The organism is Halomonas sp. BL6 (assembly GCF_006228115.1).
Lineage (GTDB): Bacteria > Pseudomonadota > Gammaproteobacteria > Pseudomonadales > Halomonadaceae > Vreelandella > Vreelandella piezotolerans.
This window is the reverse complement of record NZ_VDGL01000002.1, coordinates 47,847-64,299: the sequence shown is the minus strand read 5'-3', so window position 1 is coordinate 64,299 and position 16,453 is coordinate 47,847. Positions and strand designations below refer to the sequence as shown.

General features: G+C 56.8%; 14 protein-coding genes. 13 read left to right on the top strand and 1 reads right to left on the bottom strand.

Annotated elements, in window-relative coordinates; all coding sequences use genetic code 11:
* The first annotated feature begins 33 nt into the window (after positions 1 to 33).
* On the top strand, positions 34 to 1,056 hold the full coding sequence (locus FHJ80_RS03830) for a tryptophan--tRNA ligase (protein WP_139525723.1): 1,023 nt from the start codon (positions 34 to 36) through the stop codon (positions 1,054 to 1,056).
* Between the two features lie 71 nt (positions 1,057 to 1,127).
* Here FHJ80_RS03830 and FHJ80_RS03825 read toward each other — a convergent pair whose 3' ends face one another.
* Positions 1,128 to 1,646 (bottom strand): Hcp family type VI secretion system effector, encoded by a 519-nt coding sequence (locus FHJ80_RS03825; protein ID WP_139525722.1) that lies wholly within the window; start codon positions 1,644 to 1,646, stop codon positions 1,128 to 1,130.
* A 606-nt stretch (positions 1,647 to 2,252) separates the two neighbouring features.
* Here FHJ80_RS03825 and tssB point away from each other — a divergent pair.
* Genes tssB through vasI form a run of 12 tightly spaced genes read left to right on the top strand, consistent with a single transcriptional unit; the run spans position 2,253 to position 16,451 of the window.
* Complete coding sequence (gene tssB, locus FHJ80_RS03820) at positions 2,253 to 2,759, top strand: type VI secretion system contractile sheath small subunit (RefSeq protein WP_139525721.1); 507 nt, start codon at positions 2,253 to 2,255, stop codon at positions 2,757 to 2,759.
* 52 nt (positions 2,760 to 2,811) lie between these two features.
* Complete coding sequence (gene tssC / locus FHJ80_RS03815) at positions 2,812 to 4,296, top strand: type VI secretion system contractile sheath large subunit (RefSeq protein ID WP_139525720.1); 1,485 nt, start codon at positions 2,812 to 2,814, stop codon at positions 4,294 to 4,296.
* Positions 4,297 to 4,311: 15 nt separating this feature from the next.
* Positions 4,312 to 4,746, top strand: a complete 435-nt coding sequence (tssE, locus tag FHJ80_RS03810) for a type VI secretion system baseplate subunit TssE (RefSeq protein ID WP_139525719.1) — start codon at positions 4,312 to 4,314, stop codon at positions 4,744 to 4,746.
* Positions 4,747 to 4,764: 18 nt separating this feature from the next.
* Positions 4,765 to 6,528: a type VI secretion system baseplate subunit TssF gene (gene tssF, locus FHJ80_RS03805; RefSeq protein WP_139525718.1), complete on the top strand. Its 1,764-nt coding sequence runs from the start codon at positions 4,765 to 4,767 to the stop codon at positions 6,526 to 6,528.
* Positions 6,492 to 7,514 (top strand): type VI secretion system baseplate subunit TssG, encoded by a 1,023-nt coding sequence (tssG, locus tag FHJ80_RS03800; protein WP_139525717.1) that lies wholly within the window; start codon positions 6,492 to 6,494, stop codon positions 7,512 to 7,514. Before tssF ends, tssG begins: the two co-directional genes overlap by 37 nt.
* A gap of 3 nt (positions 7,515 to 7,517) precedes the next feature.
* Positions 7,518 to 8,867, top strand: coding sequence for a type VI secretion system-associated FHA domain protein TagH (tagH, locus tag FHJ80_RS03795; protein WP_139525716.1), 1,350 nt, complete (start codon positions 7,518 to 7,520; stop codon positions 8,865 to 8,867).
* Positions 8,864 to 9,403 carry a type VI secretion system lipoprotein TssJ gene (gene tssJ, locus FHJ80_RS03790; protein WP_139525715.1) on the top strand — a complete coding sequence of 180 codons (540 nt, stop codon included), beginning with the start codon at positions 8,864 to 8,866 and terminating at the stop codon, positions 9,401 to 9,403. The genes tagH and tssJ overlap by 4 nt, the downstream gene beginning before the upstream one ends.
* Positions 9,403 to 10,737 (top strand): type VI secretion system baseplate subunit TssK, encoded by a 1,335-nt coding sequence (gene tssK, locus FHJ80_RS03785; RefSeq protein WP_139525714.1) that lies wholly within the window; start codon positions 9,403 to 9,405, stop codon positions 10,735 to 10,737. The genes tssJ and tssK overlap by 1 nt, the downstream gene beginning before the upstream one ends.
* Positions 10,738 to 10,740: 3 nt before the next feature.
* Positions 10,741 to 11,583, top strand: coding sequence for a type IVB secretion system protein IcmH/DotU (icmH, locus tag FHJ80_RS03780; RefSeq protein ID WP_218013962.1), 843 nt, complete (start codon positions 10,741 to 10,743; stop codon positions 11,581 to 11,583).
* A gap of 8 nt (positions 11,584 to 11,591) precedes the next feature.
* Positions 11,592 to 14,201: a type VI secretion system ATPase TssH gene (gene tssH / locus FHJ80_RS03775; protein WP_139525713.1), complete on the top strand. Its 2,610-nt coding sequence runs from the start codon at positions 11,592 to 11,594 to the stop codon at positions 14,199 to 14,201.
* A 4-nt stretch (positions 14,202 to 14,205) separates the two neighbouring features.
* Entirely contained in the window at positions 14,206 to 15,801 is a 1,596-nt protein-coding gene (locus tag FHJ80_RS03770; RefSeq protein WP_139525712.1) for a sigma-54-dependent Fis family transcriptional regulator, read from the top strand.
* A complete protein-coding gene (gene vasI / locus FHJ80_RS03765) occupies positions 15,798 to 16,451 on the top strand; it encodes a type VI secretion system-associated protein VasI (RefSeq protein WP_139525711.1) in 654 nt (217 codons plus the stop codon). Before FHJ80_RS03770 ends, vasI begins: the two co-directional genes overlap by 4 nt.
* Positions 16,452 to 16,453 lie beyond the last annotated feature (2 nt).

Sequence of the window (16,453 nt, the reverse complement as noted above, 5' to 3'; positions counted from 1 at the left end):
CGTTTTTGACCTTCATTCAGTTGGATTCAGATCATGAGTCAGACAGCCAAAACCCGCGTGCTGACCGGGATTACCACGACCGGAACGCCGCACCTTGGTAACTACGTGGGCGCTATCAAGCCTGCCATCGAAGCAAGCCAAGACCCGAGCGTGCAGTCGTTCTATTTTCTCGCTGACTATCACGCGCTGATCAAGTGCCAAGAGCCCAAGCGTGTGCAAGCGTCGCGTTTAGAGATTGCGGCCACGTGGCTGGCGCTGGGTCTGGATACCGACAACGCCATTTTCTATCGTCAGTCGGATATCCATGAGATCCCTGAGCTGATGTGGATGCTCTCCTGCGTCTGCGCGAAAGGGTTGATGAACCGTGCTCACGCGTATAAGGCCGCCGTGGCCGAGAACGAAGAAGCGGGCGACCAAGACCCCGATAAAGGTATCACCATGGGGCTGTTTGGCTACCCGGTGTTGATGGCCGCCGACATACTGATGTTCAACGCCAACAAGGTGCCGGTAGGGCGCGATCAGATTCAGCACATTGAAATGGCGAGAGACATCGCGGGTCGCTTCAATCATCTTTTCAAAGGTCAGTACTTCACTCAGCCAGAAGCGGTGGTGAGCGAAAAGGCCGAGGTCTTGAAGGGCTTGGATGGTCGCAAAATGTCCAAGAGCTACAACAATACGATCCCGCTGTTCGTTAGCGAGAAAAAGCTGCAAAAGCTGGTGCGAAAAATCAAAACCAACTCGCTCGAGCCGGGTGAGCCGAAAGATCCTGATACCTGCACGCTGTTCCAGATTTACGCTGCTTTCGCCAGCGATGCTGAGACGGCGAATATGCGCGAGCAATACGCTGAAGGCATTGGCTGGGGGGAGGCGAAAGACCGAGTGTTCGATTACCTCAACGCGCATCTCAGTGAGCCAAGGGAGCGCTATAATGCGTTGATGGAAGATCCCGGACATATCGAAGCCGTACTTCAAAAAGGCGCCGAGCGTGCCAGAGAAGAGGCGACGGTCACGATGGACCGGTTACGTTCTGCGGTCGGTCTAGGCCGGTTCGTGTGATAGGTATGAGTTGGCGGTAATAACGAGAAAGGCCCTCCATAAGGAGGGCCTTTTGCGTATCGAAAGGGGACTTAGCTTTCGATGGGCGCGCGCCAGTCGTCGGAACCCGACGTGCCGGCCACGGTGTGTTCCCAATCGATTTTGCGGTAGGCGAGGGAAACATCCATGAGCTGGGTGAATTCGGCTTTCGTCATATCCTGAGCGTGCGGCATGCGCAGGTTGATATCGACGATCGTGGCATCGGTCAAGGTCGTGGTGAAGAAGTGCTCTTGTTTGCCTTCTACCGACGTGCGGTACCACTTGAGCTCTACGTTCGGCAGCATCTCGCCGGATGCCAGCGCGTTGTACATGAGCGGCACGGCTTTATTCAATGCAACGGTAAAGATAAATGGCTTGTGGGCGCGTTGGCCAGACGGTTGACCAGACTGCGGATCAGTAGGAACTGTGACGACGTGTTTGAATTCCTGAACCAGCATTTGATCTTCGTGGCCCTCCACGTAGATGTTACCCACTGAATCAGGGGTAAATGCGCCAGCAGTGATATTGCCCTGAGTTTGGCCTTCGATACTGATATAGCATGGAGTTGGCATAAGTCTGCTCCTTGACGGATTGAGTTAACGTTGTCCGATGGACGCAGTGTTATTGCAATACAGATGCCATTCTGGCTGTTCGATTTAAAAACAAGCACTTGAATTTTTATATCGAGGCTATTTATTTTTAATTAGGCAATTTTTTGCCTGTCATTAAGCAACCTCTTGCCATTGGCAAAAGGTTGCCTAATCCATACAGGGCGTATTAAGTCTTTGTGGCAGATCGCACGCAGATGTTAATAAATGTAGCTTTAAATGAAGTCAAAGACATGAATGATGGGGGATCATAGTTGACTAATTGGCCGGATCAAACGGTCGTTTTTTATGGCTGTTGTAAGTGATTTCTGTCTATTAGCTTAAGAGATTGCCGATAGTTTTTGTAAGAAATATCTTACAAATTATACTTTGCAAGTATTTTTGTTTTATAAAGCTGCTAACTCCTAAAAAAATGAATGAAACGGTAGCTATCTAGGCAGTAGTTGGCGATTAGGTTGTCAGGATCTGATATTCAGAGCGGTTGGCATGGAGAAGAATAATTCGGTAATTTTCACTGATTGAGAACCGTTCGCGGTTACATTCGGTCACTTTTCTCTAGGGCTTATCCGCATGGCTAAACAAGGAACTGTCGCGCCAAAAGAGCGCATCAACATCAAGTATGTGCCGGCAACCGGGGATCAACAATCAGAAACGGAGCTTCCTCTCAAGCTATTGGTCGTGGGTGATTTCAAAGGCGGTGAGGAAGAGACGTCGATTGAGGAGCGCCAAGCAGTTTCCGTCGACAAGAATAATTTTCAATCGGTCATGCGTGAGGCTGGGCTAACGCTTCAGGCCTCTGTTCCGAACCGCCTTGCAGACGATGAAACGCCTAGCGATATGGCGGTCGACCTGTCGTTCAAGTCTTTGGATGACTTCTCCCCTGATGCCGTTGCCAAGCAGGTACCCGAACTGCGTAAGCTGGTCGAGCTGCGTGAAGCGCTGGTCGCCTTGAAAGGGCCGCTGGGCAATGTGCCCGCCTTCCGTGATCGTTTGCAAAAACTGCTGGAGGACGAAGACGCTCGCCAGCAGCTATTAAGCGAGTTGGAGCTACTGGAGTCGGACCGCCAGGGCGAGTGAGCCTTGGCAGTTCTCTTAGCGATCCCACCGTCAACGATTTCGAGGCATGGCAATGAGCAAAACGGCAAAGCAGCAGTCTGCAGCAGTGACAGAGACAGAATCAGAGCTTTCCCTGCTAGATCAGGTAATGGCTCAAACGCGTATGGCACCCGCCGATGAAGGCTATGATGTCGCCAAACAAGGCGTGGCCGCGTTCATTGCAGAGCTGTTGAACAATAGTGATTCGGTGCAAAACGTCAATAAGTCGCTCGTCGACGGTATGATCGTCGAACTCGATCGTAAAATTAGTCATCAAGTCGATGAAATTCTCCATGATCGTGGCTTTCAACAAATGGAGTCTGCTTGGCGCGGTTTGAAGCTGCTAGTAGATCGCACGGATTTTCGTGAGAACATCAAGCTCGATGTGCTCCATGCCACGAAGCAGGAGCTGTTAGAAGATTTCGAGTTTGCCCCCGAAATCAGCCAGAGTGGCCTTTATCACCACGTTTATAATGCAGGATATGGCCAATTTGGCGGTGAGCCGGTCGCGGGCATCATCGGTCATTACGATTTCTCACCCTCGACTCCTGATATGAAGCTGCTGCAGTACACTTCGGCGGTGGGCGCCATGTCTCATGCGCCGTTCATGTCTTCCGTGGCGCCCTCCTTTTTTGGGATCGACAGTTTCGAAGAGCTGCCCAACATCAAGGATTTCAAAGCGATCTTCGAAGGGCCGAAATATGCGCGGTGGCGCAGTCTGCGTGAGTCCGAGGATGCTCGCTATCTTGGCTTGACGGCCCCTCGCTTTTTATTGCGAACACCTTACGACCCCATCGAAAACCCGGTTAAGACGTTCAACTACCGCGAGAACGTCAGCGAAAACCACGATCACTATCTATGGGGAAATACCGCTTATCTGCTCGCAGAGCGCCTGACCGACAGCTTTGCCAAATATCGTTGGTGTCCGAACATCATTGGTCCGCAAAGTGGCGGCGCGGTGGAAAATCTCCCCGTGCACACTTATGAGGCGTTCGGTCAGCTGCAAGCCAAAATCCCAACGGAAGTGCTCATTACCGACCGCCGCGAATTCGAAATGGCCGAAGAGGGCTTTATTTCGCTCACGATGCGTAAAGGTAGCGATAACGCAGCCTTCTTCTCTGCTAACTCCGTTCAAAAGCCGAAAGTGTTCCCTAATACGGCGGAAGGGAAAGCCGCAGAGACCAACTTCAAGTTGGGCACTCAGCTGCCTTACATGTTCATCATCAACCGCTTGGCGCACTACGTGAAAGTGCTTCAGCGTGAACAAATTGGCTCTTGGAAAGAGCGCCAAGACCTGGAACGCGAGCTCAACACGTGGATTCGCCAGTACGTAGCTGACCAGGAGAACCCGCCTGCCGATGTTCGTAGCCGTCGTCCCCTGCGTGCCGCCTCTATCCAAGTGTCCGACGTCGAAGGCGATCCGGGCTGGTATCAAGTGTCGATGGCCGTTCGCCCGCACTTCAAATACATGGGGGCCAACTTCGAGCTGTCTTTGGTCGGTCGACTCGACAAGGAATAAGAGGGTGGAGCCAGGATGGCAATGGAGAGCAGTCGTAGGCGATTAGGCAACCGTTTGTTCGAGCGTCTTGCCGCACCTCAACCGCACCATGCAGAGGCGAGCGAGAGTCCGCTGGAAGTCGTCGTTGCGTCCATCAAACGGCATTTGGTGGATTTGCTCAATAGTCATCCTGGCAACAGTGCGAGTGTGCCCGAGCTTGGCCTGCTGGATTTCAATGATGCCACCATCGGTGTGTTGGATCTGGAACTCAATATCAAGCAGGCCATTCGGCACTGTATCGAGCGCTATGAGCCACGCGTCCAGCATGTCGACGTCGAGTCGTTGCCCAACTCAGGTGACCCTCTCCAGCTGCGCTTTCAAGTACATGCAACGGTGGCTTTAGGAAACAGCAGTACGCACACCACGATCGACCTGTTGCTCAACAACAAGCGTTATCAGTGTCTCAACTGATAGACCAACGAGGCACTCATGCTCAATCGCTACTACCGAGACGAACTCAATTTTCTGAAACGACAAGGGCGGGAGTTTGCCGACGCAAACCCTGGCCTTAGCCGTTTTTTATCGGAACGCAGCACCGACCCGGACGTCGAGCGTCTGTTGGAAGGCTTTGCCTTTCTGACGGGGCGCATGCGCGAAAAAGTCGAGGATGAGTTTCCTGAGCTGACCCACTCGCTGATCAGCATGCTGTGGCCAAACTATTTACGTCCGGTGCCCAGTATGACGGTCGTGCAGTTCACGCCGCAGGTGAACGCGTTGAGCCAACAGCAGGTCGTTGACCGTGGGACAGAGCTGGCGAGCGTGGCGGTTAACAACACGGCTTGCTTATTTCGCACCTGTCATGATGTTGCGTTATACCCATTGGCACATGACGGTGTCACTGCGCGGCATACCCGGGAGAGCTCCGTCGTCGAATTGGCGATGTCCGTGCACAGTGACCAGCCTATGAACTCGCTGGGTATCGATGCGATACGGCTCTATTTGGGTGGAGATTCATATACCGCAAGGACGCTGTATCTGTGGATGAGTCACTATCTGGCGCGACTAGAGCTGGAGATCGACGGCGTTGCGTACAGGCTGCCAGCGGATACGTTACAGGCGGTTGGCTTCGATGGAGACCAAGCCTTGCTGCCCTACCCGCGAAACGTGCATCAGGGGTATCGAATCCTGCAGGAGTATCTCTGCTTCCCCGAGGCCTTCCATTTTTTCGATGTAGAACATCTCGCGCAAACCCTGCCTGCGACCCCCGGTCGTCGAGCCACGCTTCGTTTCGAGTTTTCTCGCCCTTTACCGACGGATGCGCGGGTGCAAGACGAGCATTTGGCACTGTACTGCACGCCAGCGATCAACCTCTTCAAGCATGACGCTGAACCTATCGACCTGACGGGGGAGCGAAGTGACTATCGTATTCGGCCTAGTAGCCAAACTCCCGCGCATTTCGAAACGTTCAGTGTCGATGACGTCGTCGGGCGTCTGGAGGGCGATAAAAACAGCGTACAGGCAGCCGCGCGTCGTTACGTGCCCTTCGAGAGCTTTCAGCATCAAATCGAGCGCGACCGAGGACGCGAAACGCTGCATTACCGGGTGCGGGTGTGTAACAGCGTAAGAGGTGATGGATTTGATCACGACATTGCCTTCATCCGAGGCGATGAGCAGCAGTGTCTGGGGCTGCGGGAGACCATCTCATTGAGCCTGACCTGCAGTAATCGTGAACTGCCCGAGCAGCTCACGATTGGTGACGTGTGCGTAGGCACCGAGAAAAGCCCCACGTTCGCAGCATTTCGCAATATCACCAAGCCCACGCCCGTACTGCGGCCCGCCATCGATGATGGTTTGCTGTGGGTGCTGATTTCCAATTTATCGCTGAACTATCTGTCGCTACTCAATAGAGATGCGCTATGTGCCGTGCTGAAAGCCTACGACTTTCGAGCGCTGGTCGACCGGCAAGCAGAACGCATCGCACAAAAGCGCCTGGCCGGGATCGTGGATATTCAGACGCAGCCTGTCGACCGTTTACGCAGAGGTTTGCCAGTACGCGGATTGCGCTCGGTCATGACGCTTGATCAAGAGGCGTTTGGCGATGAGGGCAGCCTCTATCTCTTTGGCAGCGTATTAGCACGCTTTCTGTCTTTGTACGCCAGCATCAATTCGTTTCACGAATTGCAGGTGGTCAATCGTCATAACCAAGAGCGCTATGTATGGAGCTTGCAAGTGGGGCAGCAGCCTCTGATGTAGCGCTGGCGCCCTTGTTCAACGGCGCGCGTCGCTACGAATTCTTTCAACTGGTCGAACTGCTGCATCGTCATCACGGGGATGATTTGGAGCAGCGGCATGGCGGTAGCGTGCCTGCTTTTCAGCGGGTGCGTTATACCACCTCGGCGTCGTTGGGGTTTCCGAGTAGTGATGTGCTGGCTCTGGAAATGAACGAGGAGGGGCAGTATGCCCTGCAAGTCAGCTTTCTTGGTTTACAGGGAGCGCAGTCACCGCTGCCTAGCTACTACCTAGAAGCATTGGCGCATGAGTCGGCGCATCAGGAAGGGGCGGCGGGTGATTTTTTAGACTTCTTCAATCACCGCTTATTGACGTTGCTGCATCGAAGCTGGCGCAAGTATCGCCACTACGTGCGCTATCAAGACGATGCCCAGGATGGTTTTTCCGCCACCGTCTTTGCTTTGGTAGGGCTTGCCGACAGCAACCTACGCGGTGAGACACCGATCAACTGGAGCAAGATGCTGGCGTATGCCGGCTTGCTGGCCGGTCGGTCACGTTCGCCGGACGTGGTCAGCGGCATCGTCAGCCACTGTTTCGACATTGCCACGGTCGAGATCGAGCAGTGGGTACACCGCTGGGTCGACATACCGCTGGACCAGCGTAGCCGGGCTGGTTTCACGGGCATGACGCTTGGTGAGGACATGGTGGCAGGCGAACGGGTGGCCGATGTGAACGGCAAGTTTGCCCTTTGCTTGCGCGGGCTAACCCTGGAGAGGTTTCGCGATTTTCTTCCTGATGGCGTCGAGCATCAGCCGTTGAGGACACTGGTGAGTTTCGTTTTGCGCGAGCCGCTGGCTTACGACCTGGAGCTCGAGCTGCTTGAGCGCGACGTGAGGCCCATGCAGTTGGGCGAGATTGATTCCTGCCAACTGGGCTGGACGACATTCGTAAACCCTGACGGCGACGGCAGCGCGACGCATCGCCGTGTCCGTATTCAAATGACGAGTTAAACCATGCACGCCGAGCCTTTCGATGTCATTACGTTGGTTGTGTTGAACAGTGAACAGCTAGAGGGTCGCTCCTCCAGCAGCCACGTGTTTTATGAAGAAGGCGGCACGCTGGGAGCAAGCGACGCAGATGACTGGCTGCTTCAAGATCATGTCGGCCTGATACGTCCTCATCATGCTGAGATCCTTAAGATCGATGGCAAGTTTTGCTTGGTGGATGCCAGTGGCCATACCTACATCAATCGCGCGACGCTGCCCGTGGGGAGGGGCCGAAAAGTCGCTCTGCGCGATGGCGATGAGCTGATCGTAGGTGAGTATCGGTTAAAAGTGCATTTGGGCGACCGCCATGGGTGGCAGCCAGGCGTGCACTCGATCACAACGCTGATCGATGAAGAACATGAGGATATGACGCACCCGTATGACAAAGCGCCCATTGGGAGTGAGTACTCGCATCGTCAGCAGTCCAGGCAAGACGACCCCATTGAGGCACTAGGAGGTGTCATGCCTGGCTCGTTACAGCACGATCCTATGGTGGCGTTGGATCGCGGGTCAGCCCCCGTATCACCGATAGAACCTCTCGAGGAAGCCCCTTTTCGGCATCACCCGCCGCGCAGCGAAACGGTCAACCTTTCTGGTAGGCAAACCTTTAACGGCACATTTAGGCAGAGGAGCAGTGACATGGATGAGCGGCAACTTAACGACCTAGAGCGCTCGGTGGGTGAACAGCTCGAGGATCGCTGGCAAACCCCTACGACACAAGCGCTGGGCCATGTAGGCGCTGATCCCCTATTGCGAGGTATGGGGCTCGATTTACCTTTTCGTGATAGCGAAGAGCAGCAGGCATTTTTGGAAGAAGCCGGCCAAACACTACGCGCCGCCGTGGATGGTTTGCGCTTGCTACAACAGGCGCAGAATGACAGTAAGTACCCACTTCGGGATCGTCGGCTCCAGCCCATCGAGGATAACCCATTACGTTTGGGGCTCTCCTTTGATGAGACGGCACAAACGCTGTTTTCCGCCCAGCGCAGCCCCGTGCATCTGTCAGCTCCCGAGGCGGTGGCCGAAAGTTTGCGTCATCAAGGGCAGCACCAAGCCGCCGTCGAAGAGGCCATTGGCTTAGCGCTGGGGGCCATTCTGGATGCATTCTCTCCCGATGCGCTGCTCAAGCGTTTTCATGCGTACCGAGGCGCGGGCGCTCGTATCGACGATGAAGGTGGCTGGGCTTGGGAAATGTACCAGCACTATTACCGGGAGCTTAACTCTGGCCGTCAGCAAGGCTTTCAAAAACTCTTTTGGGAAGTCTTCGAGCAGGGCTATGACCAGTCCGTTCGACGCCAGCAGCGGGAGGAAGCATGAGCACCGTCCGTTTAGTTCGGCTGGCGGCAGTGGCGTGCCTCTGTTTAGTGCTGGTCGGCTGTGCCTCAACGCGGGAAGCCACGGGTAAGGCATGGCAAGTGATCCGTGATCCTTCTATCCCTGTGGGGTATCCAGAAGAGAGACCCTCTCTCGTGGACCTCAGCATGGTGGCCGAGCCCAACGCCAACCCTAATGCGGATGGCGAGGGCACGCCGCTGCGCTTTCAGATACTGCAACTGAAAGATGACTCCATGCTCATGGCCGCGGATCTGGGACAGCTGCAGCGCGATCTAGAGGAGGCACTGGGCACCAACTACTTGACCCATGATGACTTCACCCTGCTTCCCGGCCAGTGGAAATTCTACGAGCCCTTCGAGGTAGACGAGGATACGCGTTACATCGGCATCATCGCGTTTTATGCCTCGCCCAACGAGGCGGAATGGAAAAAGGTCGTGAAAATCACCAGCCAAGGCGAGCACTACCATCTGTTGGTGCACCTGCGTGACCGCGAAGTAGCACTAAGGAAGGAAGAGTAATGGCGACCCGCAACCGAGTCGTGTGGAGCGAAGGGCTCTTCATCAAACCGCAGCATTTCCAACAGCAACAGCGAAGTTTGGAAGGCTTGTTGGATACCCGCTTGAAGGGTGTTAGCCACTATCTATACGGCTTTCTCTCTTTGGAATTGAACAACGAATTCCTCAGCTTCGGGCGTGTGGCGATTAGTCGAGCCAGTGGGGTCATGCCGGACGGCGTGGCGTTCCATTTACCGGCCGATGATGTCGAGCCCACACCGTTGGAGATCGACGACGCCAGCATCACGAACCAAGTGGTTTATTTGGGATTACCGCTAGCGACAGACGGCGTAGGAGAAGTGCGCTGGCCTGGTGATGATCTGCCTGCTCGCTATCGGTTACTGAGCCGTAGCGTGCGCGACCTGCATTCACGGGAAGGTGCCACTGCCGAGCTAGACGTGGCCCGCGTATCGCCCCGCTTGCTGCTAGAAAAAGAAGATCGTAGCGGCTACGCCTGTTTAGCCGTTGCCAGAATCGTCGAACGGCGTCCTGACGGTAGCCTCGTGCTGGACGAGCAGTTTCTGCCCACGCTGCTCAACGTTCAGGCAGCTCCGGGCTTGCAGCGCTTTGTCGGCGAAATGGCCGGGTTGATGCGCGAGCGTGCACGCAACATTGCTCAGCGGCTATCGACACCCCATCAAGCCGGTGTCGCGGACGTATCGGACTTCATGCTGCTACAACTGTTGAACCGTGCCCAGCCCCGTTTCCAACACCTAGCGCGCCTAGGTCAGCTCCATCCCGAGCGCCTCTACGACACCATGCACGAAATCGCCTGTGAACTGGTCACGTTTACCGACGAGTCGCGCTTGCCGCCAGAGTGTCCCGCTTACGATCACGATCATCCCGAGCGGGCGTTCCGTCCTCTGATGAAAATGCTGCGTCAAGCGCTCTCGACGGTACTCGAGCCACGTGCCGTGGCGATTCAATTGCAGGCTCGTCGATTTGGCCTCTTGGTGGCGCCGCTGTCTGATCTCAGCTTGATCGAATCCGCCGAGTTCATTCTAGCGGTGCGTGCCGACATGCCCAACGAGCGGCTGCGCAAGCTATTTCTGCAGCAAACGAAGGTCGCCAGCGTCGAGCGTATCCGCGATTTGATCAGCTTACAGCTACCCGGCGTACCGCTCGAGCCTTTGCCAGTGGCACCTCGTGAGCTGCCGTATCACGCAGGCTATACCTACTTCCAGTTGGACCGCCAAAGCGAAGCGTGGGGAATGCTCAACGGTGCCAGCGGTTTTGCGTTCCACGTGGCGGGCGAGTTCCCCGGGTTGGAAATGCAGTTCTGGGCGATCAGGAGTTAAATCATGCAGCAATTAGTGAGTGATGGACTGAGCACCTCCCGGCAGCGCGCGTTTCATGCAAAGGGGCGACACGAGGATTTGATCAACGAGCGCGGCCTTGAGCATCTCATTCATAGCCATGCCGAGCAGCTCGACGCCGACGAAGATTACTGGTTTCGCCTGCGTGGACACAATCTCAACCCCTTGGTCGATGCCGCCAGTAGTCTTTTGGGCATGGTCGTGCGGGTACGTCAGTTAGACAGTGCTGGCGATGTGGAGCGTTTGTACCGTCAAGTCGTCGACGAAATTGCGGCGATCGATATCGAGTTGACCGAACAAGGCTATGACCGGGCGACCCTGTTGGCGTATCGCTATGTGCTGTGCTCATTCATTGATGAAGCGGTCATGGGAATGCCCTGGGGGCGCCAAAGCAAATGGGCCGAACACTCGTTACTGACGCGTTTTCACAATGAAACCTGGGGTGGGGAAAAAGTGTTTTCCATCTTGGCACGTTTGCAACAAGAACCGCAGCGTTATCGCGACATGCTGGAGTTCATCTATCTGTGCCTCTGTTTGGGCTTCGAGGGACGCTATCGGGTGATGTCGCATGGCCGCGACGAGTATGAGCAAGTCGTGCGCGCCTTGGGGGATCAGCTGGCGGGGCTGAAAGAGCCTGCCGACGAGTCTTTGACGACACCGCTGAATAACGTCGTTCAGGGTCGCCAGCGCCGAGGCTCACGTTTCCCAACATGGGGAATCTTTGCCCTCTTCGGTATTGCCATGGTCGGGGTCTACCTCGCGTTCTCCTGGTCGCTTGATCAACAAGCGGACCAAATTACGTCCCTTCTCAACCAACTTTATCGTTAGGAGTCACCATGCTCAGGGTAGAGCTATCCGCACTGATTGGCCGTCTTGACACGGTGGCGAGACAAGGCCTCGAACAGGCGGCTGTACTATGCGCGCAGCAGCAAGCTCCAGAAGTGACGGCAGGGCATTTATTGCAAGCCATGCTCGACCAGCCGCTGTGCGATGTACGCCGCATCTGTGAGCATATCGATCTGGATACGTCGCACTTGCGTGCCCAATTGGCCGAAGAGTTGCGTCCTCCACGCACCCTCGAGGTGGCCACCCCCAGCTTTTCTCCGCTGCTCATCGAGCTGCTACAAGACGCGTGGTTATTGGCCTCGACCGAGTATCAACATCTGACGCTGCGTAGTGGGGTGATTTTCACCGCGCTGCTGCATAACCCAGACCGCTACTTGGCTAGCGGATCGGTGCGCCTGCTAGCCGACATCAATCGTGAGCATTTACGCCGTCATTTTGACCGGATAACCGCTGAATCCGCCGAGGCGCCGCAAGAGGCGTCGACCTTGGCATCGCGATCGCCTACCCAGCAGAACGATGACACCGCGCTGGCACGGTTTGCCACGTCGCTAACGGAGCAAGCCCGTCAGGGCAAGTTGGACCCGGTGCTTGGTAGAGACCCGGAAATCGATCAAATGCTCGATATTCTAGGGCGGCGTCGTAAAAACAATCCTATCGTGATTGGCGACGCTGGCGTGGGTAAGAGCGCCGTCGTAGAGGGCTTGGCCGCACGTATCGTGGCAGGCCAAGTGCCCGCCGCCCTGGCGGACGTCGAGCTGTTGACACTCGACCTAGGCGCGTTACAAGCCGGTGCGGCGGTGAAAGGTGAGTTTGAAAAGCGTCTGAAGGCCGTCATCGATGAAGTGAAGAATGCCCCGCGTCCGACGCTACTGTTTATCGATGAAGCGCATACGTTGATTGGTGCCGGTAACCAGGAAGGTGGCGGTGATGCGGCCAATTTACTAAAGCCCGCCCTGGCCCGGGGCGAGCTGCGTACCATCGCGGCCACCACGTGGCGTGAGTATAAAAAATACTTTGAAAAAGACCCTGCGCTATCGCGGCGTTTCCAACCCGTCGCGCTTTCTGAACCCAGCGTCGAACAGGCACTGGTCATATTGCGTGGCCTGCGGGATGTGTACGAGCGTGCTCACGGAGTGCTGATCGGCGATAGCGGTTTACGTGCGGCGGCGGCACTCTCCGCACGTTATCTAGCCGGGCGACAGTTGCCTGACAAAGCCATCGATGTGTTGGATACCGCCTGCACGCGGCTGGCGCAGGCACTGGATACGCCGCCTCGCAAGCTGAGCCATCTGCAGAGCGAGCATACGGCTGCGCTGCGCGAGCGTGATCACTTAGCCCGAGAGACGCTGCTGGGTCGCGAGCCGGACACGGCTGCCCGCCACGCGTTGGATGAGCGCTTGTCGACCCTTGAAACCGAGCTATCGACCCTTGAAGCAGCTTGGCAGGCGCAGCGTGAGTGCGTGGATGCCATCGTGGGGCTGCACCGCCAACTACTCGAGCATGATTCGCAAGAGGCGTTGCCTGAACAGTGGCAGCGTGAGTTAGCCGAGCGAGAACAACAGCTAGCCCAACTTCAGGAAGACTTTGCGCTCGTGACTCCCAGCGTCGAAGAAGCGCAGATCGCGCAAGTGATCGGTGACTGGACCGGTGTGCCCGTGGAGCGAATGACCAGCGATGAGCTGACGCGACTAACCGAATTGCCTCGCTATCTGGGCGAACAAATTCAAGGGCAAGGGGCTGCCATCGAGCGGATCCATCGCCATCTGCTCACCGCCCGTGCCGACCTGCGCCGCCCCGGGCGGCCGTTGGGCGCGTTCCTGCTGGTCGGTCCTAGCGGCGTGGGCAAGACCGAAACGGTCGTGCAAATTGCCGAGCAGCTTTATGGCGGACGCCAATTTTTGACCACCATCAACATGTCCGAATACCAAGAGAAGCACACGGTATCTCGTCTGATTGGTTCGCCGCCGGGCTATGTCGGTTTTGGCGAGGGCGGGCTCTTGACGGAGGCGATCCGCCAGCGGCCCTACTCGGTGGTGTTGTTGGACGAGGTCGAGAAAGCCCACCCGGACGTGCTCAACCTGTTTTACCAAGCGTTCGACAAGGGCGAGCTTGCGGATGGAGAGGGGCGGCTGATCGATTGTAAGAACGTCGTGTTTTTCCTGACGTCGAATTTGGGCTACGAAGCCATCGTCGCCCATGGCGATGATGCCAAGGCGCTGGACGCCGCGCTCTACCCCGTTCTCGCCGACTTCTTCAAGCCTGCCCTCCTGGCGCGTATGGAAACCGTTCCTTATCTGCCCCTGGCGGGCGAGACGCTGCGCAATATCGTCCATGCCAAGCTGGCGACACTGACCAAACGTATTCAGGCGCGCCACCGCGACGCAGAGATCACTCTCGACGATGCCCTGACGGATGCCATCTGCGAGCGCGCAACGCGCAGTGAAAACGGCGCGCGCATGCTGGAGTCAGTGATCGATGGCGAGCTGTTGCCACCGCTGTCGCGAGCGCTGTTGGCGCGCATGGCGCAGCGCGAAACCGTCAAGCGCGTCTCACTCGGGATCGATCGAACGGATGGTACCTTTACTGCGGAGGTGGCTTGACACCATGACGCTGCCCGCTGCTTACCCTACTGCTTTCCCCTCACGGCTGCCCGTCGAGCTAGCGGGTATGCCGTTTGCCCTCACGTTGGTCGAGAGCAGCTCTCCCAGTGGGTTACGCCAGCAGGCGGCCAAACTACTGCAACGGCACTTGGGCTTGACGCTAGCCGAGTGTCTCTACGTGGAGGGGAGCGGGCGCTGGCTGGGGCGGGACAGTGACGACCTGCAGTTCGACTGTGCCGATTTCAGCCATCCCTATGCCCATGTCATTCGCAGCAATAAGCCGTTAGCGCTGAGCGTGGCAGATGCGCGCATCCGGCTCGACCATCCTGGCTTTCAGGCCCAGCTGTCGGCGTTGAGCGGCGCTTTGCAGCTCAACGTGCTGCCGCTACGTGCGCTGGACGGCGCGCGGGAGTGGCTGGGCGCACTTTTGCTAGTCGGGCAGCGAGAGACGCTCACGGCTTTGGAAAATACGCCGGAAATGGGCGCGTTCGAAGCGCTGCTTTGCCGATTGTGGTCGCGATTGACGCGGGAGCAAGGAGAGCGTCATCGCTCCCAAGCACTGCAGGCATCGTTGGCCAAACTGAACGACGGTGCTCGACGTCAAACCTTGGCCGACCGGCTCGCCGATGACCTGTTGGGTCAGTCGGCCGTGATGAGCTCCCTGCGCCAGCACATCATTCGCGCCGCAGAGACACAGCTTGCCGTTTTGCTGCAAGGGCAAACGGGCACCGGTAAAGATCGCGTGGCGCGCGCCATTCATCAATTCTCGACGCGCTCGAAGGCCCCGTTTTTGGCCATCAATTGTGCCGCCATTCCCGAAGCACTGCTGGAGTCAGAGCTGTTTGGCCATGCCAAGGGGGCTTTTTCTGGTGCTGACAAGGCTCGTGAAGGTCTGATCAGTCAAGCCGACGGCGGCACGCTGTTTCTCGATGAAATTGGCGATATGCCGTTAGCGCTACAGGCGAAGCTACTGCGCGTACTGGAGAGCGGTCGGTATCGGCCGTTGGGTGCCAGTGAAGAGCGCTGCGCCGATTTACGCTTGGTGGCAGCGACGCATCAACCGCTTAAAGAGCAGATCAAGCAGCAGCGCTTTCGAGCGGACCTTTACTACCGTTTGGGCCAGTTTCCCATCAATGTACCGCCGCTTAGCGAGCGACGGGACGATATTGCGCTACTGGCTCAGGCCTTCATTACCGCGTTTTGTCAGCGCGAAGAGCGCGACGACATCGGTATTACGCCAGCTGCCCTGCGTTTACTGAAGCGTCGAGAGTACCCAGGCAACGTGCGAGAGCTCAAAAATATCGTGGACTACGCCTGCGCCATGACGCCCGCAGGCGCTGATATCGACGTCGATGTTCTGCCTGGGGAGCATCAGGACGTGGTAACGCCTACCGCCCTGGAGGCGGTCATGCCCAATGAGTTCCCTCTCTCGGACGAAGTCGACGACCTGCGCCAAGCGCTACGTGAGGTGGAGACCTCGATCATTCGTCAGCGTTTACGGCGTTTTGGAGGAAACCGTGCACGTGCAGCGGAAAGCCTGGGGCTACCAAAGCGAACGCTGGCGCATAAGTGCCAGCAACTGGAGTTGGATGGTAAATGAACACGATGCTGCTTAAACATTGGTGGCTGTTGGCTGGCCTGCTTTTGATCAGTGTGTTGATCCCCCCTCGTCTCCATGCAGAGCCCGAGACAGATTTGCTCCGTCAAGCCCGCGACTGCGGCGAAGAGCCCTCCCGGCTGGAACGCTTGCACTGCTACGACGCGGTGTTCCAAGTCGGAGAGGGCACGTCGAACAGCGTCGACATGCCCGCACTGTGGTACGACATCGAGCAGCAAGAAGCGGCGCGTGAAGAAGAGAATGTCGGTCTCATCGTCCAAGTCTCGGGCAATGACGTGTTGATGAGCGCGCCTGCCTTGGGAACGACGCCACCTCGCCCGGTTTTGGTGATGGCCTGCGAAAAACTCATTACTCGCTTTCAACTGCACCTCCCCAGCCCTTTGACTGATGCCCGGGTAGACCTTCGACTCTCAGGGGAGGGCGGTTCCGTGCAACAGCAGTGGCGCGTGCGCGATGGCGGACAAGTGCTGAGTGGCGGCCGGGGGCTTCCCGCCATCGAAACGCTTCAGCAACTGCTGAGCACCAATGAGCTGTCCCTGCGCAGCGAGGTGGGCGCTCTAGACGGTTTGCGGTTCGACGTGACGGGGCTGCGAGAATCTATTCAACCACTGCGCAATGCGTGCCGCTGGTAAAG